Source organism: Streptomyces sp. NPDC104831, assembly GCF_055583025.1.
The window spans coordinates 47,628-69,895 of the sequence record NZ_JBVJOT010000036.1; the positions used below are offsets into that span (position 1 = coordinate 47,628).

16 protein-coding genes are annotated in these 22,268 nt (G+C 73.0%); 8 read left to right on the top strand and 8 right to left on the bottom strand.

Annotated features, from left to right (window positions below):
* Nucleotides 1-29 precede the first annotated feature (29 nt).
* Nucleotides 30-719 carry a TetR/AcrR family transcriptional regulator gene (locus ACZ63H_RS23915; RefSeq protein WP_469868142.1) on the top strand — a complete coding sequence of 230 codons (690 nt, stop codon included), beginning with the start codon at nt 30-32 and terminating at the stop codon, nt 717-719.
* 5 nt (nt 720-724) lie between these two features.
* Here the strand turns inward: ACZ63H_RS23915 and ACZ63H_RS23920 are convergent, their stop codons facing one another.
* The 5 genes from ACZ63H_RS23920 to ACZ63H_RS23940 all read right to left on the bottom strand — a co-directional run bounded on the left by ACZ63H_RS23920 (nt 725) and on the right by ACZ63H_RS23940 (nt 6,363).
* The gene (locus ACZ63H_RS23920) at nt 725-1,087 is read right to left on the bottom strand and encodes a 5-carboxymethyl-2-hydroxymuconate Delta-isomerase (RefSeq protein WP_469868144.1); all 363 of its coding nucleotides are present in this window, start codon (nt 1,085-1,087) and stop codon (nt 725-727) included.
* A gap of 164 nt (nt 1,088-1,251) precedes the next feature.
* Entirely contained in the window at nt 1,252-2,922 is a 1,671-nt protein-coding gene (locus ACZ63H_RS23925; protein ID WP_469868146.1) for a glycoside hydrolase family 13 protein, read from the bottom strand.
* A gap of 134 nt (nt 2,923-3,056) precedes the next feature.
* A complete protein-coding gene (locus ACZ63H_RS23930; RefSeq protein ID WP_469868148.1) occupies nt 3,057-3,962 on the bottom strand; it encodes a sugar ABC transporter permease in 906 nt (301 codons plus the stop codon).
* Between the two features lie 19 nt (nt 3,963-3,981).
* Complete coding sequence (locus ACZ63H_RS23935; protein WP_469868150.1) at nt 3,982-4,986, bottom strand: carbohydrate ABC transporter permease; 1,005 nt, start codon at nt 4,984-4,986, stop codon at nt 3,982-3,984.
* A 102-nt stretch (nt 4,987-5,088) separates the two neighbouring features.
* Nucleotides 5,089-6,363: an extracellular solute-binding protein gene (locus tag ACZ63H_RS23940; RefSeq protein ID WP_469868152.1), complete on the bottom strand. Its 1,275-nt coding sequence runs from the start codon at nt 6,361-6,363 to the stop codon at nt 5,089-5,091.
* Between the two features lie 343 nt (nt 6,364-6,706).
* On the opposite strand from ACZ63H_RS23940, the gene ACZ63H_RS23945 reads away from it, so the two are divergent.
* Together ACZ63H_RS23945 and ACZ63H_RS23950 are read left to right on the top strand one after the other, a co-directional pair.
* Entirely contained in the window at nt 6,707-7,732 is a 1,026-nt protein-coding gene (locus ACZ63H_RS23945) for a LacI family DNA-binding transcriptional regulator (protein ID WP_469868154.1), read from the top strand.
* Nucleotides 7,733-7,818: 86 nt separating this feature from the next.
* Nucleotides 7,819-8,697, top strand: a complete 879-nt coding sequence (locus ACZ63H_RS23950; protein WP_469868156.1) for a phosphatase PAP2 family protein — start codon at nt 7,819-7,821, stop codon at nt 8,695-8,697.
* A 374-nt stretch (nt 8,698-9,071) separates the two neighbouring features.
* On the opposite strand, the gene ACZ63H_RS23955 is transcribed toward ACZ63H_RS23950, so the two are convergent.
* The gene (locus ACZ63H_RS23955) at nt 9,072-12,071 is read right to left on the bottom strand and encodes a bifunctional [glutamine synthetase] adenylyltransferase/[glutamine synthetase]-adenylyl-L-tyrosine phosphorylase (protein WP_469868158.1); all 3,000 of its coding nucleotides are present in this window, start codon (nt 12,069-12,071) and stop codon (nt 9,072-9,074) included.
* Between the two features lie 457 nt (nt 12,072-12,528).
* Entirely contained in the window at nt 12,529-13,410 is an 882-nt protein-coding gene (locus tag ACZ63H_RS23960; protein WP_469868160.1) for a DUF72 domain-containing protein, read from the bottom strand.
* Nucleotides 13,411-13,537: 127 nt separating this feature from the next.
* Between ACZ63H_RS23960 and ACZ63H_RS23965 the strand changes: the two genes are divergently transcribed.
* The 4 genes from ACZ63H_RS23965 to ACZ63H_RS23980 all read left to right on the top strand — a co-directional run bounded on the left by ACZ63H_RS23965 (nt 13,538) and on the right by ACZ63H_RS23980 (nt 19,200).
* Nucleotides 13,538-14,425: an alkaline phosphatase family protein gene (locus ACZ63H_RS23965; protein ID WP_469868162.1), complete on the top strand. Its 888-nt coding sequence runs from the start codon at nt 13,538-13,540 to the stop codon at nt 14,423-14,425.
* Nucleotide 14,426: 1 nt separating this feature from the next.
* Nucleotides 14,427-15,680: an MFS transporter gene (locus ACZ63H_RS23970; RefSeq protein WP_469868164.1), complete on the top strand. Its 1,254-nt coding sequence runs from the start codon at nt 14,427-14,429 to the stop codon at nt 15,678-15,680.
* On the top strand, nt 15,677-16,696 hold the full coding sequence (locus ACZ63H_RS23975) for a TolB family protein (protein WP_469868166.1): 1,020 nt from the start codon (nt 15,677-15,679) through the stop codon (nt 16,694-16,696). Before ACZ63H_RS23970 ends, ACZ63H_RS23975 begins: the two co-directional genes overlap by 4 nt.
* Before the next feature lie 143 nt (nt 16,697-16,839).
* On the top strand, nt 16,840-19,200 hold the full coding sequence (locus tag ACZ63H_RS23980) for an Orn/Lys/Arg family decarboxylase (protein ID WP_469868168.1): 2,361 nt from the start codon (nt 16,840-16,842) through the stop codon (nt 19,198-19,200).
* Nucleotides 19,201-19,252: 52 nt separating this feature from the next.
* Here the strand turns inward: ACZ63H_RS23980 and glnA are convergent, their stop codons facing one another.
* Entirely contained in the window at nt 19,253-20,614 is a 1,362-nt protein-coding gene (gene glnA / locus ACZ63H_RS23985; RefSeq protein ID WP_469868170.1) for a type I glutamate--ammonia ligase, read from the bottom strand.
* A 307-nt stretch (nt 20,615-20,921) separates the two neighbouring features.
* Here glnA and ACZ63H_RS23990 point away from each other — a divergent pair, with 307 nt between their 5' ends.
* Entirely contained in the window at nt 20,922-22,106 is a 1,185-nt protein-coding gene (locus ACZ63H_RS23990; protein ID WP_469868172.1) for a globin domain-containing protein, read from the top strand.
* The last annotated feature ends 162 nt before the right edge of the window (nt 22,107-22,268 follow it).

The following is a 22,268-nucleotide window of genomic DNA, read 5'->3' on the forward strand; positions in this document are numbered from 1 at the left end:
CGGCCGAATCCGCTCGGTAAGGTGTTCGTATGAGTACCGGGGTTCGCCGCAGGATGGGCGTCGAGGAGCGTCGGCAGCAGCTGATCGGCGTCGCCCTGGAGCTGTTCAGCCGTCGCTCGCCCGACGAGGTCTCCATCGACGAGATAGCCACGGCGGCGGGCATCTCGCGTCCGCTGGTGTACCACTACTTCCCGGGCAAACTCAGTCTGTACGAGGCCGCGTTGAAGCGGGCGTCGGAGGATCTGGCGAGCCGCTTCGACGAGCCGCGCGAGGGCCCGCTCGGCGTCCGGCTGCTGCGGGTGATGGGCCGCTACTTCGACTTCGTGGACGAGCACGGCCCCGGTTTCTCGGCGCTGCTGCGCGGCGGCCCGGCGGTCGGCTCGTCGGCGACCAACGCGCTCATCGACTCCGTGCGGCAGGCCGCCTATGACCAGATCCTGACGCACCTAGGCGTGACCGAGGCGTCCCCGCGCCTCGAACTGGTGGTCCGCTCCTGGATCTCGCTCGCCGAGTCCACGGCCCTCATCTGGCTGGAGGGCCGGCGGGTGCCGCGTGCCGAGCTGGAGCTCCAGCTCGTGCACGACTTCGCCGCGCTGGCCGCCGTCGGCGCCGCCCACGACGAGGACATGGCCGAGCTGCTGCGCACCATGGTGAAGGACGAGCCGGCCGACGGCCCCTTCGCGGAGCTGATCGGCCGGCTCGTCGCCCTCGGTTCCTGAGCGGGTCAGCCTTCGAACGTGCGGTAGGACGGGTCGAGGTCCCGGACCTCGGCGGAGGCGTGCAGGGTGAACGTCCCGCCCGTCACGTGCTTGCGGAGCAGCTCCACGGCGGTCTCCGCCAGCCGCGCCTTCGTCTCGTCGGTGCGCCCGGCGAGCAGTCCGAACGTCACGTGCGCGACGGCGTGCCCGCGCGCCCCGGGGTCCTCGTACCCGAACGCCGTGAACGTGCCGGGCCGGAACTGCGTCTTGCATGCCTCCGGCCTCGCCGCCGCGATCTCCACGGTGGCCTCGTGCAGCGCCCGCGCGAAGCCCTCGCGGTCGAAGGCGTCCTCCATGAGGTCGGAGTAGTCGACTGTGATCTGCGGCATGGGCGCTCCTGTTCTACGGCAACGGCGTCACCCTAGTTCCCCGCCGGGGCGGCAAGGACGCCGGCTGCAATCTTTCGGCAAGCTTGCGCGACGCGGAGGGTGAGGGCCCGCCGCCCGGGGGCGGCGGGCCCTGGTGAGGTTGATGCAAGAACTTCCGGACGGCGTCAGTCGGTGGTGGTCCACCAGACGGTGGTGTCGGCGGGCACCTTCGTCCCGCCGTCCGCCTCGACCGGTTCGCCGCTGGCGAGCAGGACACGGCCGTGGGACGGGACCGTGACGTCCGCCCCGGTGGTGTTGGCCACGCACACGAAGTCGCCCCGCCGGAAGGCGAGGACGCCCTCGGGGGCGCGCAGCCACTCCACGGACTCCCCCGCGCCCAGGTCGGGGTGTGCCCGGCGGGCCGCGAGCGCCGCCCGGTACAGCTCCAGCGTGGAGCCGGGCACACCGGTCTGCGCCTCCACGCTCAGCTCGCCCCAGGCGGGCGGCTGGGGCAGCCAGCTGCCGCCGCCGCCGAAGCCGTAGGAGGAGCCCGTACGGGTCCACGGGATCGGCACCCGGCAGCCGTCGCGGAAGCCGTCCTGGCCGGCGCCCCGGAAGTACGCCGGGTCCTGGCGCACCTCGTCGGGCAGGTCCACGACGTCCGGGAGGCCCAGTTCCTCGCCCTGGTAGAGGTAGGCCGAGCCGGGCAGGGCGAGCATCAGCAGGGTGGCGGCGCGGGCGCGGCGCAGGCCCAGCTCGCGGTCGCCGGCCGTACGGATCTGGGTGCCGAGGCCGGGCGGGTTGGCGAAGCGGGTGGCGTGCCGGGTGACGTCGTGGTTGGACAGCACCCAGGTGGCGGGGGCGCCGACGGGGCGCATCGCGTCCAGGGTGCGGTCGATGACCGTCCGCAGCTCCTCGGCGTCCCAGGCCGTCGCCAGGTACTGGAAGTTGAACGCCTGGTGGAGTTCGTCGGGGCGGACGTAGTTCGCGGTGCGCTCGACGGTCGGGGTCCACGCCTCGGCGACGAAGATGCGCTCGCCCGAATACTCGTCGAGGATGCGGCGCCACTGGCGGTAGACGGCGTGCACGCCGTCCTGGTCGAAGAACGGCATGACGTCGTTGCCCAGCAGTTTGACCTGGTCGTGCGAGCCGAGGTCGGGCAGGCCCTCGGCCTTGACCAGGCCGTGGGCGACGTCGATGCGGAAGCCGTCCACGCCCATGTCCAGCCAGAACCGCAGGATGGAGCGGAACTCGTCGCCGACGGCCGGGTGCTCCCAGTTGAAGTCGGGCTGCTCGGGCGCGAACAGGTGCAGGTACCACTCGCCGTCCGGCACCCGCGTCCAGGCCGGGCCGCCGAAGATGGACTCCCAGTCGTTGGGCGGCAGTTCGCCGTTCTCCCCCTTGCCGGGGCGGAAGTGGTAGCGCTCGCGCAGCGGGGAGCCGGGGCCCTCGGCGAGGGCGCGCTTGAACCACTCGTGCTGGTCGGAGGAGTGGTTGGGGACCAGGTCCACGATGACGCGCAGGCCGTGCTCGTGGGCGTCGCGGATCAGCGCGTCGGCGTCCAGCAGGGAGCCGAACATCGGGTCGACCTCGCGGTAGTCGGCCACGTCGTAGCCGGCGTCGGCCTGCGGGGAGGCGTAGAAGGGGCTGAGCCACACCGCGTCGACGCCGAGGTCGCGCAGGTACGGCAGGCGGGAGCGTACGCCCGCCAGGTCCCCCATGCCGTCGCCGTTGCCGTCGGCGAAACTGCGCGGATAGACCTGGTAGATGACCGCGTCCCGCCACCAGTCGCGGTGGTCGGCGACGGTGACGGCGGCGCGGCGGCGGGCCGGTGCGGCGGAGTGCTGCTGGCTCATGGCGTCCTTGATACGTGACGGGGCGTGGTGGGCGGTCGGTGGGCCGGCGGCGGACGGCCGGGGGTGCGGGGCGGGACCGCGGTGGCGGCGGGGTGGAACGGGCCACCGCGGCCCGCCCGGTCCGGTGGCGGGCGTCAGCCCTTCGTGCCGCCGGCGGTGAGGCCGGTGACCAGGTTCTTCTGCACGAGGTAGAAGAACACCGTCACCGGTATCGCGATCAGCACCGCGGTGGCGGCCATGTAGTTCCACTGGGCGTCGTGCTCGCTGACGAAGGTCTGCAGGCCGACGGCGAAGGTGTACTTGGAGTCGTCCAGCAGGAAGGTCGTCGCGAAGGCGACCTCGCCGACGGCGGTGATGAAGGTGTAGAACGCGGCGACGGCCAGGCCCGGGCGGGCCAGCGGCAGGATCAGCCGGAAGAAGGTGCCGAAGGGGGTGAGCCCGTCCACGCGCCCGGCCTCGTCGATCTCGAAGGGGATGGTGTCGAAGTACCCCTTGAGCAGCCAGGCGCTGTACGGCACGGCGGTGGAGCAGTTGACGGCGATCAGCGCCCAGTAGGTGTCGATGAGGCCGAGTTCGCTGAAGATCTCGTACATCGGCACGATCAGGATGGCGATCGGGAAGGCCTGGGTGAGCAGCAGGACCCACATCAGCTGCTTGTAGCCGGGAAAGCGCATCCGGGACACCGCGTAGCCGGTGGTGGCGGCGACCAGGACGCCGATGACGGTGGTGCCGAGGGCCACGATCATCGTCGACCAGAACCAGTCGAAGAAGCCGGTGTGCTGGAGCACGAAGCCGTAGTTGGAGAAGGTCAGCTTGCCCGCGATCTGGCCCGGGTGGAGGTAGTCGTCCTTGTCCGGGCCGAGGGAGAGGTAGCACAGCCAGGCCACCGGGGCGAGGGCGATCAGGCTGGCCAGGGCGAGGCCGCCGTGCAGCAGGGCGGTGCCGAGCGGTCCGCGTTCGCCGCGCCGGCGGGTGCGGCGGACGGGCGCGGCGGCGGGGGCCGGCGCGGTCTCGGTGGGGTCCAGGGCGGTGGTGCTCATGGCGGCGGCTCCTGCGGCGTCAGACGGCGAGCTGGTCATTGCGCTTCAGCCAGCGGAAGTAGAAGGAGGTGAAGACGGTGAGGATCGACAGCAGCAGCACGCCGTAGGCGGCGGACTGGGCGAAGTCGCGCGGCTGCTGGCCGAAGCCCAGCTGGTAGGCCCAGGTGACGAGGATCTGGGCGTCCGGGGCGGAGTTCCTGCCGAACAGCAGGAAGATGATGACGAACTGGTTGAAGGTCCAGATGATGCCGAGCAGGACCACGGTGGAGCTGACCGCGCGCAGCCCGGGCAGGGTGACGTGGCGGAAGCGCTGCCAGGCGCTCGCGCCGTCCATCTCGGCGGCTTCGTAGAGCGTGGAGTCGATGGACTGCAGTCCGCCGAGCAGCGAGAGCATCATGAACGGCACACCGCACCAGGTGTTCACCATGATCGCGGCGAACCGCTGCCAGAAGGTGTCCTCCAGCCATTCCGGCTGGGGCAGGTGGAGGGTGCCGAGGAGCTGGTTGAGCGCGCCGGAGTCGGCGAGCATGATCCGCCAGGAGAAGACGGTGACGAAGGTCGGCACGGCCCAGGGCAGGACGAGCAGCAGCCGGTAGACGGTACGGCCGCGCAGCTTCTGGTGGAGCATGAGCGCGAGGCCGAGCCCGAGGCAGTAGTGCAGGGCGACACAGGCGGCCGTCCAGAAGACGGTCCACAGGAAGTGCGACCAGAACCGGTCGTAGGCGGTCGGGCCGAACAGGATGTCCCGGTAGTTGTCCAGGCCGATGAAGTCGTACGTGGCGTCGATGTGGTTGACGCCGATCGTCCGCGCCGAGTTGAGGCTGTTGGCGTCGGTGAGGGTGAGGTAGAAGCCGCGCGCCAGCGGGTAGCCGACGAGGACGCCGAGGACGACGACCACCGGGGCGATCATCGCGTAGGCGTACCAGTACTTCTGGAAGCCGTTCTTGACGCGCTGCCCCAGCCCGGGACGAGGCGCGCGGTCACCGCGGCGCTTGCCGGTGGCGCGGTCGATGGCGACTGTCATGGTTCGACACCTTCAAAGGATCAGGGGTTGGGCTGGGCACAGGGCGGTGGCCGCCGGGCCCTCCCCTCCGTCACGGCGGGAGGGTCCGGCGGCCACGCGGACTCACTTGGCGAAGCCGTCCACCAGCTTGGAGATGGCCAGCTCGGCGTTGTCCAGGGCCTTGTCCAGCGACTCCTTGCCGCCGCCGACCTTGGCCAGCTCGGTGTCGAGCGGGACCCACAGGGAGCTGTACTCGGGCAGCGCCGGGCGGGGCTGGGCGGCGGCCAGGACGCCCTGGTAGCCGGCGATGCCCGGGTCGGCCTTGACGTTCGCGGTGTAGGCGTCGGAGCGGGTGGGCAGGGTGGAGTTCTTCAGGGCGATGGTCTCCTGGGCCTTCGCCGAGGTCATGAACTTCACGAACTCCAGGGCCGCTTCCTGGTGGGCCTTGTCCGAGCCGGCGTAGACCGACAGGTTGTGGCCGCCGGTCGGGGCGCCCGCCTTGCCGGTGGAGCCGGCCGGGACGGTGGCGATGCCGAGGTTGTTCTTGTCCTTGAACGCCGAGCCCTTGTAGAAGTTGGTGATCTCCCAGGGGCCCTGGATGATCGCGGCGACCTTGCCGTTGACGAAGGCGTCCTGGATGTGGGCGTAGGCGTCGGCCGTGGTGTCGGCCTTGTGCAGGCCCTTGCCGGAGAACAGGCTCTGCCAGGTGCCGTAGCCCTTCTTGGCGGCGGCCGAGTTCACGGTGATCTTCTTGGCGGCGACGTCGACCGTGTCGGTGCCCTCGCCGTAGAGGAAGGGCTGGGCGTAGTAGGCCTGGGTGGAGCCCCAGTAGCCGTCGACGCCGGCCTTGTCCTTGATCTTCGCGGCGGCGGTCTTCAGCTCGTCCCAGGTCTTGGGGGCCCCGGTGACGCCGGCCTTCTCGAACAGGGCCTTGTTGTAGACCAGCGCGAGGGTGTCGGTGACCAGCGGCACGCCGTAGGTCTTGCCGTCGTACTGGGCCTGCTTGATCAGGCTGGGCTGGAACTTGGCCTGGTCGGCGAGGGCCTCGGTGCCGTCCAGCGGCAGGAAGAAGCCCTTCTTGGCGAAGGCCGGGGTCCAGCCGACCTCGGAGCGCAGCACGTCCGGGGCGCCGGTGGCGCCGGCCGCGGTGTCGAACTTGTTCTGCGCCTGGTCGAAGGGCACGTTGACGTACTTGACCTTGACGTCCTTGTGCGCGGCCTCGAACTGCTTGACCAGGGCCTGGTACGCCGGCGCCTCATTGGTGGCGTTGGAGGTGTCCCACCAGGTGATGGTGACCGGGCCGTCCGACTTCCCGCTGTCGCTGTCGCTCCCGCCGCACGCCGTCGCCGTCAGGGCGAGGGACGCCACCAGCGCGGAGGCCGCTATGCCACGCCGCATGAGTTCTCCTTGAGGGTTAAGCCCGAGTGGTACGGGGGGCGGTCCCGCCCGCTCCCCCGCGACTTGCCGACTGCGCCGTTGCCGCGGCCGGGCGACAGGGAACGTAACAGCGATGTAAGAGTTGCGAAAGACCTTGCAGCAAAAAAGTGCAAGGGAACACGATGGTTACCCGGTCGTAACCGTTCGGCTGCCGACGGACACTTGTGCAAGACTCTGCAAGCTCTTGCCATCATGAATCGAGGGAGCCGCGATGAGGCAGCAACCCACGGCGGGCCGGCCGGCCGGCCGCGCCCGGCGTCCGGCCGGTGTGCAAGGGCGGGGCCGACCGGTACAGTCCAGTGGCGTGACCACACGGCTTGCCGACATCGCTGCGCAGGCGGGGGTGAGCGAAGCGACCGTCAGCCGGGTCCTCAACGGAAAACCGGGCGTCGCCGCCACCACCCGCCAATCCGTGCTCGCCGCCCTGGACGTCCTGGGCTACGAGCGCCCGGTCCGGCTGCGGCAGCGCAGCGAGGGCCTGGTCGGGCTGATCACGCCGGAGCTGGAGAATCCGATATTCCCCGCCCTGGCCCAGGTCATCGGCCAGGCGCTGACCCGCCAGGGCTACACCCCGGTGCTCGCCACGCAGACCCCCGGCGGGTCGACCGAGGACGAGCTGACCGAGATGCTGGTGGACCGCGGGGTCGCCGGGATCATCTACGTCTCCGGACTGCACGCCGACACCACCGCCGACATGCAGCGCTACGAGCGGCTGCGGGCGCAGGGCGTGCCGTTCGTGCTGGTGGACGGGTTCTCGCCGCAGGTGCAGGCCCCGTTCATCTCCCCCGACGACCGGGCGGCGATGGCGCTCGCGGTGACGCACCTCGTCTCGCTGGGACACACCCGGATCGGCCTCGCCCTCGGACCCAAGCGGTTCGTGCCCGTGCAGCGCAAGATCGAGGGCTTCGTCCGGGCGATGCAGGACCAGCTCGGGCTCGCCGCGCGGACCGTGGAGAGCGAGCTGGTCCAGCACTCGCTGTACACGCTGGAGGGCGGCCAGGCCGCCGCTGCGGCGCTGATCGAGCGGGACTGCACGGCGGTGGTCTGCGCCAGCGACATGATGGCGCTGGGCGCGATACGCACGGCCCGGCAGCGGGGCCTCGAAGTACCCCGGGACGTCTCGGTGGTCGGCTTCGACGACTCCCCGCTGATCGCCTTCACCGACCCGCCGCTGACGACGGTCCGCAAGCCGGTCCCGGCGATGGGGCAGGCGGCGGTGCGCACGCTGCTGGAGGAGATCGGCGGGACCCCGGCGCCGCACAGCGAGTTCGTGTTCATGCCGGAGCTGGTGGTGCGCGGCTCGACCGCCTCGGCGCCGCGCCCGTCCTAGCGGCCCCGGCCACCCCAGAAGGTGCGCTCCGGACCCAACCTTGGGATGATCGGCCGGGGAATCCTTTTCTGGCAGACTCTGTGACCATGAGTGACTCGACCGTGACAGAGCCGGACGGTCGCGAGAAAGTGGCCGCTCCGCGGGCCGTCACGGGCGAACACGGGCAGGGTCCGGCCGGCCGGCCGCGCCTGACGCGCCGGCCCCGGCTGTGGTTCGAGATCCTTCTGATCGCGGTGAGTTACTGGACGTACTCGCTGGTGCGCAACGCCGTCCCGGAACAGCGGACGGCGGCGCTGCGCAACGCGGACTGGATCTGGCGGGCCGAGCACGCGCTCGGCGTCGGCGTGGAGCAGACGATCAACCACGCCGTCAACTCGGTGACTTGGCTCATCATCGGGATGAACTACTACTACGCCACACTGCACTTCGTCATCACGCTCGCGGTGCTGGTGTGGCTGTACAGGTGGCATCCCGGCCGGTACGCGGCGACCCGGCTGGTGCTGTTCACGACCACGGGTGCGGCCCTGCTCGGTTACTATCTGTTCCCGCTCGCGCCGCCCCGGTTGATGCGCGGCGGGCACTTCGTGGACACCGTGATGGCACACCACACCTGGGGCTCGATGGCCTCCGGCGACCTCAAGCACATGTCGAACCAGTACGCGGCGATGCCGTCGATGCACATCGGCTGGTCGCTGTGGTGCGGGCTGACCGTCTGCGCGCTGGCGTCGGTGCCGTGGGCGCGGGTGCTGGGGCTGCTGTATCCGGCGGTCACCCTGGTGGTGATCGTCGCCACGGCCAACCACTTCTGGCTGGACGCGGTCGGCGGGGTGGTCTGCCTCGGCTTCGGCTACGCGGCGGCCCGTCTCTGGTACGGCAGCCTGCCGTACGCGCTGCCGCGGCTCGCCGCGCGCAGGGCGGGGGCCGGGGGACGGGCGCCGGCCTCGGCCCTCGGCCGGTCCGCGTAGAGCGGCTCCCCCACGACCGCGCGGGCCGGCGGGTGGGCTGAACAGGCCGTCCACGACCGTACGGGGCCGACGGGTGGGCGCAACAGGCCGTCCACGACCGTTCGGGGCCTCCGTCCGCGCGGAACAGGCCGTCCACGACCGTGCGGGGCGGGTGGGCGCCGAGGCCGGTGCCCACCGTGCCCTCCGCGCCGTCCGGGTGCGGCCGGGCCCGGCGCGGTCCGGCCGGTCGCGGCGGCGCCCCGGGGCGGTGTGAGCGCGGCCGGCCCGTAAGAGGTGGCTCCGGGGCCGGGGGATCGCGGCCGGTCCGTGCGAGGTGGGGCCGGGGCGGTGCGCGGGGTGGCCGCGCGCCGGGCCCCGGGCGGTGCCGGTGCCCCTCAGTCCGCGTAGAACAGGTCGTCCACGACCGTGCGGGCCCGGCGGGCCGTGCGGCGGTAGGCGTCCAGCATGTCGCCGGCGTGACCGGCGCCGTAGCCGAGGTAGCGGCCCACGGCGGCCAGCTCGCGCGGCTCGGTGGGGAAGGTGTCCCCGGCCCGGCCGCGCACCAGCATCACCGCGTTGCGCACCCGGCTCGCCAGCACCCACGCCTCGTCCAGGATCTCCGTCTCCTCGGCGGACAGCAGCCCGGCCGCGCGGGCGGCGGCCAGCGCCTCGCGGGTGCGGGTGGTGCGCAGGCCCGGCACGCGGTGGGCGTGGCGGAGCTGGAGCAGCTGCACCGTCCACTCCACGTCGGACAGGCCCCCGGGGCCCAGCTTGGTGTGCAGCTTGGGGTCGGCGCCGCGCGGCAGCCGCTCGGACTCCATGCGGGCCTTCAGCCGGCGGATCTCGCGCACGGCCTCCTCGGTGAGTCCCTTGGCCGGGTAGCGCAGCGGGTCGATCAGCTCGACGAAGCGCCGGCCCAGGTCGGGGTCGCCGGCCACCGGCTCGGCCCGCAGCAGCGCCTGGGACTCCCACACCAGGGACCAGCGGCGGTAGTACGCCTCGTACGACTTGAGGGTGCGCACCAGCGGGCCCGACTTGCCCTCCGGGCGCAGGCCGGCGTCGATGAGCAGCGGCGGGTCGGCGCTGGGCAGCTGGAGCAGCCGGCGCATCTCGGCGACGACCCGGTTGGCGGCGGCCGATGCCTCCTGCTCGGCCACGCCCTCCCTCGGCTCGTGCACGAACAGGACGTCGGCGTCGGAGCCGTAGCCCAGCTCGTGCCCGCCGAAGCGGCCCATGCCGATGACGGCGAACCGGGTGGGCAGGGTGTCGCCCCAGCCCTCCCGGACGACCGCGCGCAGGGTGCCCGCCAGGGTGGCCTTGGTCAGGTCGGAGACGGCCGCGCCGACCCGGTCCACCAGGGCGCCCTGGTCGGCCTCGGCGGGGTTGGTCTCGGTGCCGTAGGAGCCGACGATGTCGGCGGCGGCGGTGCGGAACAGCTCGCGGCGGCGGACGCCACGGGCCGCCGTGACGCCCTGCGCGGCGTTCTCCGCGCGGCCCACGGCCGCGAGGACCTCCTGCTCCAGCGCGGCACGCCGCCGGGGCGCGAGGCCCCCGCCGTCGCCGCCGCCGTCGCCGAGCAGGGCGACGGCCTCCGGGGCGCGCATCAGCAGGTCGGGGGCGAGGCGGCCCGCCGACAGGACGCGGGCGAGGTTCTCCGCCGCCGCGCCCTCGTCGCGCAGCAGCCGCAGGTACCAGGGCGTCTTGCCGAGCGCGTCGGAGACCTTCCGGAAGTTGAGCAGGCCGGCGTCCGGGTCGGCGGAGTCGGCGAACCAGCCGAGCAGGACCGGCAGCAGGGTGCGCTGGATGGCCGCCTTGCGGGACACGCCGGAGGCCAGCGCCTCCAGGTGGCGCAGGGCGGCGGCCGGGTCGGCGTAGCCGAGGGCGATGAGGCGTTCCCTGGCCGCCTCCGCGCTCAGCCGGGCCTCCCCCGGCGCGAGTTGGGCGACCGCGTCGAGCAGCGGGCGGTAGAACAGCTTCTCGTGCAGCCGCCGTACGACGGTGCTGTGCCGCTTCCACTCGCGGACCAGCCCGGACACCGGGTCGGTGCGCAGGCCCAGCGAGCGGCCGAGGCGGCGCAGGTCGGCCTCCGCCTCGGGGACGAGGTGGGTGCGGCGCAGGCGGTACAGCTGGATGCGGTGCTCCAGCAGGCGCAGGAAGCGGTACGCCTCGTTCAGCCGGGCCGCGTCCTCGCGGCCGACGTAGCCGCCGGCGGCGAGGGCCCCGAGGGCGTCCAGGGTGGTGCCGCTGCGCAGGGCGGGATCGGTGCGGCCGTGCACCAGCTGCAGGAGCTGGACGGCGAACTCCACGTCGCGCAGGCCGCCGGGGCCGAGTTTGAGTTCCCGGTCGACCTCGGCCGCGGGGATGTTCTCCACCACGCGGCGGCGCATCTTCTGCACGTCGGGGACGAAGTTCTCCCGCTCGGCCGCCTGCCAGACGAGGGGTCCGAGCGCGTCGGCGTACGCCTGGCCGAGGGCCGGGTCGCCGGCCACCGGGCGGGCCTTGAGGAGGGCCTGGAACTCCCAGGTCTTGGCCCAGCGCTGGTAGTAGGCGACGTGGCTGCTGAGGGTGCGCACGAGGGGGCCGTTGCGGCCCTCGGGGCGCAGGTTGGCGTCCACCGGCCAGATGGAGCCCTCCACCGTCGTCTCGGAGCAGATCCGCATCAGGTGGGAGGCGAGTTTCGTCGCGGACCTGAGGGCCTGGGGTTCGGGGGTGCCCTCCGCCGGTTCCGCCACGAAGATCACGTCGACGTCGGAGACGTAGTTCAGTTCGTGGCCGCCGCACTTGCCCATCGCGATCACCGCGAGGCGGCAGGCGGCGGCGTCCTCGGGGGCGGCCTCCTCGGCGAGCGCCAGGGCCGTGCGGAGGGTGGCGGTGGCCAGGTCGGCGAGTTCGGCGGCGGTCTCGGCGACGTCCGTGGTGCCGCAGACGTCGCGGGCGGCGATGGACAGCAGGCAGCGGCGGTAGGCGACGCGGAGGGCGACCGGGTCGGTGGCCCCGGCGAGGCCCTGTTCGAACTCCGTGACGCCGGGGTGGAGGTCGTGCGGTTCGTAGGTGACCAGGGCGTGCCAGTCGGAGGGGTGGCGGGCGAGGTGGTCGGCGAGGGCGGTGGAGGCGCCGAGGATGCCGAGGAGGCGGTCGCGGAGGGGTTTGGCCGCGATGAGGGTGTCCAGCAGTTCCCGGTGGGCGGCGGGGGTGGGCTGGGCCTCCAGGAGCCGGACCAGGCCGTCCAGGGCGAGGTCGGGGTCGGCGGTGGCGCCGAGGGCTTCGAGCAGGACGGGATCGTCGCGGACGGTCGCCAGTTCGGGGCCGTCCAGGAGGCGTTCGGCCGCGGAGGGGTCGGTGAAGCCGTGTCGGAGCAGACGGGTGAAGGTGCTGCTTCTGCGCCCCGGCGTCATGTCCGTGGCCTCCTTGGGGGGGTGTGCGTTGTCCTGGCCAGAGCCTAACCGGAGGGGGCGGGGGCGGCCTTCGGCCGTGGTGGGGGTGGCGGTGATTCGCCGTCCGGGGTGCGTCGCGTTGCCCGTGCGGGCGCGGGCCGCGCGGCGGCGGCCCCCGCGGGTGCGTCGTGGCGGGGCTCGGTGCCCGCGGCGGCCCGCACGGGTGGGCGCGTGCCCTCGCGCCCGCGGCGGCGCGTGCGGCTGCGCCCGCTGTGCGTGCGGCGCCGGCCGTGCCGGGCGGTGTCCGTCCCCGGTCCGGCGGCGCCCCGTCTCCGGGCGCGTTGCCGGACTTCTGGCCGGCCGCCGCGGGCGGACACGGCCCCTCGTGTCCCCTTCCCGCCGTGCGCGCCCGCGGTACCGCGGTGCGTCCCTCCCCCGTTCCCGCGCCGGGTACGGCCGCCCGGCCGCGGCGCTTCCCCTACGGACCCGTCGGGGTGTCCTCCGTCGCCCCCCTCTGGTGCGGGAGCCCACCGGCGAGCAGCAGCTCGCGCATCGTCTCGGCCGCCCTCGGGGCCGCGTCCCCGCAGCAGTTGTTGAAGAGCAGGTGCAGCTCGGTCGATGCCTCCGCCAGGGTGCGGATGCGCGGGAGCCACTCGGTGAGTTCCCGCTCGGTGTAGGTGTGGCGGAAGCGCTCTTCCTTGGTGCCGGTGCGCCAGTGGGGGCTGCGGCCGTGGAAGCGGACGACGGCCAGGCGGGGGGTGGTGACGGGGACGGGGTGCCGGTCCTCGGGGGTGTCCGTCGCGACCGCCGTGGCGTTCAGGTCCCGGAGGAAGGCGGCCGTGCGGTCCGCGTGGCCGGGGTGCCACCAGGCGGGGTCGCGGAACTCCACCGCGAACGGCCAGCCCTGGGCGCGTTCGCGGGCGGTGCGGATGAAGGTCTCGGCCTCGGGGCCGGGGTGGAGGGAGGCCGGGTACTGGAAGAGGAGGGTGCCGAGGCGGCCGGAGTGGAGGAGGGGGGCCAGGGCCTCGGCGTAGCGGTTCCAGATCTCCGTGCGCAGGGCCTCGTCGCGGCGGTGGGTGCGCAGGTCCGGGGGGAGGGCCGCGGGGCGGGTGGGGTGGCCGGTGAGGAAGGAGAACGCCTTGACGTCGAAGCGGAAGCCCGGGGGTGTGCGCTCCGCCCAGTGGGTGGTGGTCCGGGCGGAGGGCAGGGCGTAGTACGGGGAGTCCGATTCCACCAGCGGGAAGCGGGTCGCGTAGTGGCGCAGGCGTTTTTCGGGGTCGCGGTGGCCCGGTGGGTACCAGCCGCTGCTGAGCAGGTGGGGGTCGGTCCAGCCGCAGGTGCCGATGAGGATGTCCGCCATGGGGGCGGGGGTACCCGGCGTTCATCCGGTCTTCACCCACGAGGTTGGCCCGCGTGGGGCGCGAGAGTGTTGGCGTGTGCATGCTCTGTCCGCACCGCCAGCCGTCCATCCATTTCCGGAGGTTGATGTGTCCGGCAGTTCCGTGTACCGCCGTGCCCGTGCCGCGGTGGCCGCCGCGGCGGCCCTCGCCGCGGCCGCGGTCGGGCTGTGGACCGGGCTCGGCCAGGAGTCCGCGCACGCCGCGGGCGTCGTGCCCAGTCCGGACCACGTCGTCGTCGTGGTCTTCGAGAACCACGCGTACAGCCAGGTCATCGGGTCGTCCAGCGCGCCGTACCTCAACTCGCTGAAGGCGGGCGGTGCCAATCTCACCCAGTCGTACGCCGAGACCCACCCGAGCCAGCCGAACTACTTCGCGATGTTCTCCGGGTCCACCCAGGGGATCACCGACGACAGCTGCTACACCCCGGGCTTCTCGAAGGCGCCCAACCTCGCGTCCGAGATGATCGCCGCCGGGCGCAGCTGGGCCAGCTACAACGAGACCCTGCCGAGCCAGGGGTCGACGACGTGCAGCAGCGGTGACTACGCGCGCAAGCACAACCCGTGGTTCGGGTTCTCCAACGTGCCCACGTCCAGCGCCAGGACGTTCGCGCAGTTCCCCACCGACTACTCGACGCTGCCCCAGCTGTCCTTCGTGGTGCCGAACCTGTGCAGCGACATGCACGACTGCTCGGTGTCCACCGGCGACACCTGGCTGAAGAACAAGCTGGGCGCGTACGCGACCTGGGCCAAGACCCACAACAGCCTGCTCGTCGTCACGTTCGACGAGGACAACCGGCTGAGCGGGAACCGGATCCCCACGGTGTTCTACGGGCAGCCCGTCGCCGCCGGGTCCTCCTCCGACACCACGTACAACCACTACGACCTGCTGCGCACCCTGGAGGACACGCAGGGGCTGGGCACGCACGCGGGCAACGCGGCCTCCGCCAAGGACATCACCGGCATCTGGGCGTCCTGACGTGTACGTAGCGGACAGCCGTGCCAGTACGTCCGCTCATGACGCCGTCCGGCCCCCGGCCGGGCGGCGCCGTGCGGGCCTCGCGCCGACCGTGCTCGCGCTCGGGACGGTCAGCCTGGTCACCGACGTCTCGTCGGAGATGGTGACCGCGGTGCTGCCGTTGTACCTGGTGACCGCGCTGGGACTGTCACCGTTGGGGTTCGGCCTGCTGGACGGCGTGTACAACGGGTTCTCGGCGCTCGTCCGGCTGGTCGGCGGGCACTTCGCCGACCGGGGCGGCGGGCGCCACAAGTGGGTCGCCGGGCTGGGCTACGGCATCTCGGCCGTGTGCAAGCCGCTGCTGCTGGTGGCGCACTCGCTGACCCCGATCGGGATCGTGCTCGCCGCCGACCGGACCGGGAAGGGGCTGCGGACGGCGCCCAGGGACGCGCTGATCTCGCTGTCCAGCACACCCGCGACGCGCGGCCGGGCCTTCGGGGTGCACCGGGCGATGGACACCGCCGGGGCGCTGCTCGGCCCGCTGGCGGCGTTCCTGATCCTGCGGGCCACCGTGGACGGGTACGACGCGGTGTTCACCGTCAGCTTCTGCGTCGCCGTGCTGGGCGTCCTGGTGCTGGTGCTGTTCGTGCCGGGCGCCCGGGGCGCGGCCCCGGCGGGCCGGCGGCCGACGCTGCGGGCCGCGTTCGCCCTGCTGCGCCGCCGCGACCTGCGCCGGATCACCGTGTGCGCGATGCTGCTGGGCCTCGCCACGGTCAGCGACTCCTTCGTGTACCTGCTGCTCCAGCGCCGGCTCGGGGTGCCCGACCGCTGGTTCGCGCTGCTGCCGCTGGGCACGGCCGCCGCGTTCCTGCTGCTCGCGATGCCGCTCGGCCGGCTCGCGGACCGGGTGGGGCGCTGGACGGTCTTCCTCGCCGGGCACGGCGCCCTGCTCGCCGGGTACGGGCTGCTGCTCGGCTCCTGGCACGGCACGGCGCTGCCCTGGCTGGTGCTCGCCCTGCACGGCTGCTTCTACGCGGCCACCGACGGGGTGCTGATGGCCGCCGCCTCCGACAGCGTGCCGGAGGGGCTGCGCTCCTCCGGACTGGCCGTCGTACAGACCGGGCAGGCGCTGACCCGGTTCGCCTGCTCGCTGCTGTTCGGCGCGGCCTGGACGGTGTGGGGCGACCGGGCGGCGCTGGCCGGGGCGGCGGCGGCGCTCGCGGGGTGCGTGGCGTTCGCCCTGACGCTGCGTCCGAGGGCGGTGGTGGGCGCGTGAGCGTACGCAACCGGGTGCTGGTCCTCGTCGCGGCCGTCGCCGTGCTCGCGGCGGTCGCTCTGGCCGCCGTACTGCACGCCTCCGCGCGGGCGGAGCGCCGGGACCACGTCCAGGCGGGCGGGCCGCGCGTCACGTCCGGCGAGGTGTCGCTGCGCGCCGTCGGGCGGCTGGTGTTCCGGAACCTGGCGTGGGGGCCGCACCGGGACGAGCTGACGACCGTCCCGGCCGGGGATCCGGACGGCCCGCGCACCGCCGCCGGGCTGAAGTGCCTGCGGTTCCACGCCGCCGCGGGCACCGGGGTGTGCCTCCAGGCCGTGCACGGACCCGTGTCGGACACCTACCGCGCGCTGGTCCTGGACGCCGGCCTGCGCGTCCGGGACCGCTACGACGTGCCCGGCATCCCCTCCCGCGCCCGGGTCTCCCCCACCGGGCACTTCGCCGCCTGGACGGCGTTCGTGGGCGGCGACTCGTACGCCGGGACGGACTTCTCCACGCGGACGGCGGTCGTGGACACCCGCAGCGGGGAGCTGATCCCCTCGCTGGAGGCGTTCCGCATCGTCAAGGACGGGCGCGCCTACCGGGCGGCGGACGTCAACTTCTGGGGGGTGACGTTCGCGGACGACGACCGTACGTTCTACGCCACGCTGGCGACGAAGGGCCGCACGTACCTGGTCCGCGGCGACCTGCGCGCGCGTACGGTCACCACCCTGCACGCCAACGTCGAGTGCCCGTCGCTGTCGCCGGACGGCACCCGGGTCGCGTACAAGAAGCGGGTGGCGGGGCTGCCGAAGGACGCGCCGTGGCGGCTGTACGTCCTCGATCTGCGGACGATGCGCGAGACGGCGCTCGCCGAGCCGCGCAGCGTCGACGACCAGGCGGTGTGGCGCGACGCGCGCACGCTCGTGTACGCCCTGCCCGGCGACTACGGCGCCGACCTGTACGAGGTCCCGGCGGACGGTTCGGGCCGGGCACGCGCGATCAGCCGGGCCGCCGTGTCGCCGGCGTACCTCGGATAGCCGCGCGCCCGCGTCGGCGCGGGGGCGGGGTTGTGCGCCATCGAGGTGATCTGCCGTCGCCGCCGCCCGGCCGCCCGGCGGGCCGCCCCGGAGACTTTCCGCGGCGGCGGCCGGGCGGCCGCCGGGAGAGGGCAGGGCACCAGATGAGCGAGAGCAGGATCCTGGTGGCGGTGCCGGAGCACCCGCGAGCGGAGAGCGCCGGCGCCGAGCAGTTGCGGAAGATCCGGGAGGCGGTGGAGGCGGACGGCTTCGGGGTGCGCTGGGCCGTCACCGCCGAGGACGCCGACGCGGTGCTGCGCACCGAGGCGGGACTGGCGGCGGCCCTCGTCGCCTGGGACCTGCCCGGGGGCGCGCGGGCGGGCGACGGCCCCGGGGCGGCGCTCGCCGGGCCGGCCGGCACCGTCGACGGGGACCCGGGCGGGGCCGCCGTACTGCGCCGGATCGGGCGGCGCTACCGGGATCTGCCGGTGTTCCTGGTCATGGCCGCCGAGGAGGGCATGCAGGAACTGCCGCTGTGGGTGTCGGAGACGGTCGTCGGGTACGTCTGGCCCCTGGAGGACACCCCCGGGTTCATCGCGGGCCGCGTCACCAGCGCCGCCCGCGGCTACCGGGAGGACGTGCTGCCGCCGTTCTTCCGGGCGCTGCGCCACTTCCACGACGCGCACGAGTACTCCTGGCACACCCCGGCCCACTCCGGGGGCGTCGCCTTCCTGAAGTCGCCCGCGGGGCGCGCCTTCCACGACTACTTCGGCGAGCGGCTGCTGCGCTCCGACCTGTCGATCTCGGTGGAGGAGCTGGGCTCGCTGTTCGAGCACACCGGGCCCATCGGCGAGGCCGAGCGCAACGCGGCCCGCGTCTTCGGCTCCGACCTCACCTACTTCGTGCTGCACGGCGACTCCACCTGCAACCGCCTGGTGGGCCACTTCAGCGTCACCCGGGACGAGCTGGCGCTGGTGGACCGCAACTGCCACAAGTCGGTGCTGCACGGGCTGGTGGTCTCCGGCGCCCGGCCGGTCTACCTCATCCCGACCCGCAACGGCTACGGCCTGGCCGGGCCGCTGCCCCCGGCCGAGCTGGCGGCGGACTCGATCGCGGCCCGGATCGCCGCGCACCCCCTCGCCGAGGGCGCCGCCTCCCGCGATCCCCAGTACGTGGTGTTCACCAACTCGACTTACGACGGCCTGAGTTACGACGCCGTACCGGCCGCGAAGGCGCTCGCGGCCAGCACGCCCCGGGTGCACTTCGACGAGGCGTGGTTCGCCTACGCCCGCTTCCACCCGCTGTACGCGGGCCGGTACGGCATGTCGGTGGACGAGGCGTCCTTCCCCGGCCCGGACCGGCCGACGGTGTTCGCCACCCAGTCCACGCACAAGCTGCTGGCCGCGCTGTCGCAGTCGGCGATGGTTCACGTGCGGCCGGCGCCCCGGGCCCCGGTGGAGCACGACCGGTTCAACGAGGTCCTGATGATGCACGGCACCACCTCCCCGCTCTACCCGATGATCGCCTCGCTGGACGTGGCGACGGCGATGATGGACGGGTCGCAGGGCGAGTGGCTGGTGGACGAGGCGGTCACCGAGGCGATCCGGTTCCGGCAGGAGATGGTGCGGCTGGGGCGGCGGGTGGCGAGCGCCGGGGACCGGCCGCCGTGGTTCTTCGGCGTCTGGCAGCCGGTGGAGGTCACCGACCCGGCGACGGGCGAGCGGCTGGCCTTCGACGAGGCCCCGCCGGAGCTGCTGGGCCGGGAGCAGTCCTGCTGGCTGCTGGAGCCGGGCGCGGCCTGGCACGGCTTCCCCGACCTGACCGAGGGCCACTGCATGCTGGACCCGGTCAAGGTCACGCTCACCTGTCCGGGGATCGGCGCGACCGGCGAGATGGCCGAGGAGGGCATCCCGGCGCGGGTGCTCACGGCGTACCTGGCCACCCGGAACATCGTGGTCGAGAAGACCGACAGCTACACCACGCTGATCCTGTTCTCCATGGGCATCACGAAGGGCAAGTGGGGCACGCTGCTGGACGCCCTGATGGACTTCAAGGCCCTCTACGACTCCGACGCCCCGCTGGACCGGGTGCTGCCCGAGGTGGTCGCCGAGCATCCGCGCCGCTACTCGGGGACGACCCTGCGGCAGCTGTGCCAGGAGATGCACGACGAGTTGCGCTCGGCCCGCCTGGTGGAACTGCTGGACACCGCGTTCCGGGAGCTGCCGGAGCCGGTGCACCCGCCGCAGTACTGCTACCAGCGGCTGGTGCGGGGCGGCACGGAGCGCGTGCGCATCGCCGACGCGGCGCACCGGGTGGCGGCGGCGATGGTCACGGTGACCCCGCCCGGCATCCCGGTCCTCATGCCCGGCGAGTCCACGGGCACCCCCGACGGCCCCCTCCTGCGCTACCTCACCGCCCTCGAAACCTTCGACCGCCGCTTCCCGGGCTTCCGCAGCGAGACCCACGGCGTGACGATCGACGAGGACACGGGGGACTACGAGATCGAGTGCCTGCGGCGGGAGTGACGCGTACGGGGGCCGGCGGTTCGCGAACGCCGGCCCCCCGCACGTCCGGACGTCACAGCACCGGCAGGTTCTTCCGCAGTTCGAAGGCCGTGACCTCGCTGCGGTACTCCTCCCACTCCTGGCGCTTGTTGCGCAGGAAGAAATCGAAGACGTGTTCGCCGAGGGTTTCGGCGACCAGGTCGCTGCTCTCCATGAGGGTCAGGGCCTCGCCGAGGTTCTGCGGCAGGGGCTCGATGCCCATCGCGCGGCGCTCGGCGTTGGAGAGGGCCCAGACGTCGTCCTCGGCGCCCGGCGGGAGTTCGTAGCCCTCCTCGATGCCCTTGAGGCCGGCGGCGAGGAGAACGGCGTAGGCCAGGTAGGGGTTCGCACCGGAGTCCAGGGAGCGGACCTCCACCCGGGCGGAGCCGGTCTTGCCGGGCTTGTACATCGGGACGCGGACCAGGGCGCTGCGGTTGTTGTGGCCCCAGCAGATGTAGGACGGGGCCTCGCCGCCGGCGCCCGCCGTGCGCTCCGAGCCGCCCCAGATGCGCTTGTAGGAGTTCACCCACTGGTTGGTGACCGCGGAGATCTCGGCGGCGTGCTTCAGCAGGCCCGCGATGAAGGAGCGGCCGACCTTGGAGAGCTGGTACTCGGCGCCGGATTCGTAGAACGCGTTCCGGTCGCCCTCGAAGAGCGACAGGTGGGTGTGCATGCCGGAGCCCGGGTGCTCGGAGAACGGCTTCGGCATGAACGTCGCCTGCACCCCCTGCTCCAGCGCCACCTGCTTCATGACCAGCCGGAAGGTCATGATGTTGTCGGCGGTGGACAGCGCGTCGGCGTAGCGCAGGTCGATCTCCTGCTGGCCGGGCGCTCCCTCGTGGTGGGAGAACTCCACCGAGATGCCCATCGACTCCAGCATCGTGATCGCCTGGCGGCGGAAGTCCATGCCGACGTTGGTCGGGGTGTGGTCGAAGTAGCCCGAGTTGTCGGCCGGGGTGGGGCGGGAGCCGTCCAGCGGGCGGTCCTTCAGCAGGAAGAACTCGATCTCCGGGTGGGTGTAGAAGGTGAAGCCCAGGTCGGAGGTGCGGGCGAGGGCGCGCTTGAGGACGTAGCGCGGGTCGGCGAAGGACGGGGAGCCGTCCGGCATGAGGATGTCGCAGAACATGCGGGCCGTGCCGGGGGTCTCCGCGCGCCACGGCAGCACCTGGAAGGTGGACGGGTCCGGCTTGGCGATCATGTCGGACTCGTAGACCCGGGCGAAGCCCTCGATGGCGGAGCCGTCGAAGCCGATGCCCTCGTCGAAGGCCTGCTCCAGTTCGGCGGGGGCCACGGCGACGGACTTGAGGAAGCCCAGCACGTCCGTGAACCACAGGCGTACGAACCGGATGTCGCGCTCCTCCAACGTCCGGAGCACGAACTCCTGCTGCTTGTCCATCTTCCGCTTCCCCATCCTTGCTGGTCAGGCCGCCTGTCCCCCATACCGCGGGAGGCGGTCGGGCACCTGAGCATCCCACCACAACACCGTTTCGCGCGCGTTGCGGACCTTGATCGCGGATGCGTCCACGTGCTGAACGCCTCCCGTACGGCGGATGTACTGCGCTCTCGCCCATCTTGCCTGTTCGCACCGGTATCCGTAACGGCCGGTCCGCTTCCCCCGTGACCGACACCACGCCCCTTTAATTTGCATCTCAGATGCCAATTTTCCTACCGTGATGATCAGCCGAGTTCTCCGAGGAGTCCCGATGCTGACCGAACAGTCCGCAGCCACCGTCCGCGCCACCCTGCCCGCCGTCGGCGCGGCCATCGGCGAGATCACCGAGCGGTTCTACGACCGCCTCTTCGCCGCCCACCCCGAGCTGCTGCGGGACCTGTTCAACCGCGGCAACCAGGCCGCCGGCACCCAGCGGCAGGCCCTCGCCGACTCCATCGCCGCCTTCGCCACGCACCTGGTCGCCCACCCCGACCGGCGGCCGGACGCCCTGCTCGCCCGCATCGCCCACAAGCACGCCTCGCTGGGCGTGGCGCCCGAGCAGTACCAGGTCGTCCACGAGCACCTCTTCGCCGCGATCGCCGAGATCCTCGGCGAGGCCGTGACCCCCGAGGTCGCCGCCGCCTGGGACGAGGTCTACTGGCTGATGGCCAACGCGCTCGTCGCGATCGAGAAGCGGCTCTACGAGGAGAGCGGCGGCCCGGGCCCGCGCCGCTGGGAGGTGGTCGAGCGGATCGAGGAGACCGCGGACGTCGCCACCTTCCGGCTGCGCCCGGCGGACGGCGGCCCGGTGACGCCCTTCCGCGCCGGCCAGTACGTCTCCGTCGGCGTCACCCTGCCCGACGGCGCCCGGCAGATCCGCCAGTACAGCCTGACCGGCGCGCCGGCCGAGTCGGTGCGCCAGTTCAGCGTCAAGCGGGTGCACGGCGGCACGGCCCCCGACGGCGAGGTCTCCGCCCACCTGCACGCGCGCGTGCGGCCCGGTGACGTCCTGGAGCTGTCCGAGCCGTACGGCGACCTCGTCCTGGACGCCGGTGACGCCGCCCCGGTGCTGCTCGCCTCGGCGGGCATCGGCGTGACCCCGATGATCGCGATGCTGGCCGACCTCGCCGCCCGCGGCCACCGCGGCCCGGTCACCGTCGTGCACGGCGACCGCTCCCCCGCCGACCACGCCCTGCGCGCCGACCACACGGCCTACGCCGGAAAGCTGGCCGACGCCGAGGTGCACTTCTTCTACGAGCGGGACGCCGAGCCCGGCACCCGCACCGGCCTGGTCGACCTGGCGGACATCGCCGTACGGCCCGGCACGCGCGCGTACCTGTGCGGCCCGCTGCCCTTCATGCGCGCCGTCCGCGCCGGGCTGATCGAGAAGGGCGTGGCCCCGGCCGACATCCACTACGAGGTGTTCGGCCCCGACCTGTGGCTGGCCCAGGGCTAGCCGAGCCCCGACCGGCCGCCGGGGCCGGCGGCGGGACTGCGGCCTGCCGTCCCCCGGGGGCCGGGGAGCGGATGCCACCACTGTGCGGCACCGGGTGGTCCCCGGCACCTTCCGCGCGTCCGCACGTGTGGACGCGCGGCCCCGGCGGCCGGCCCGCCGGAC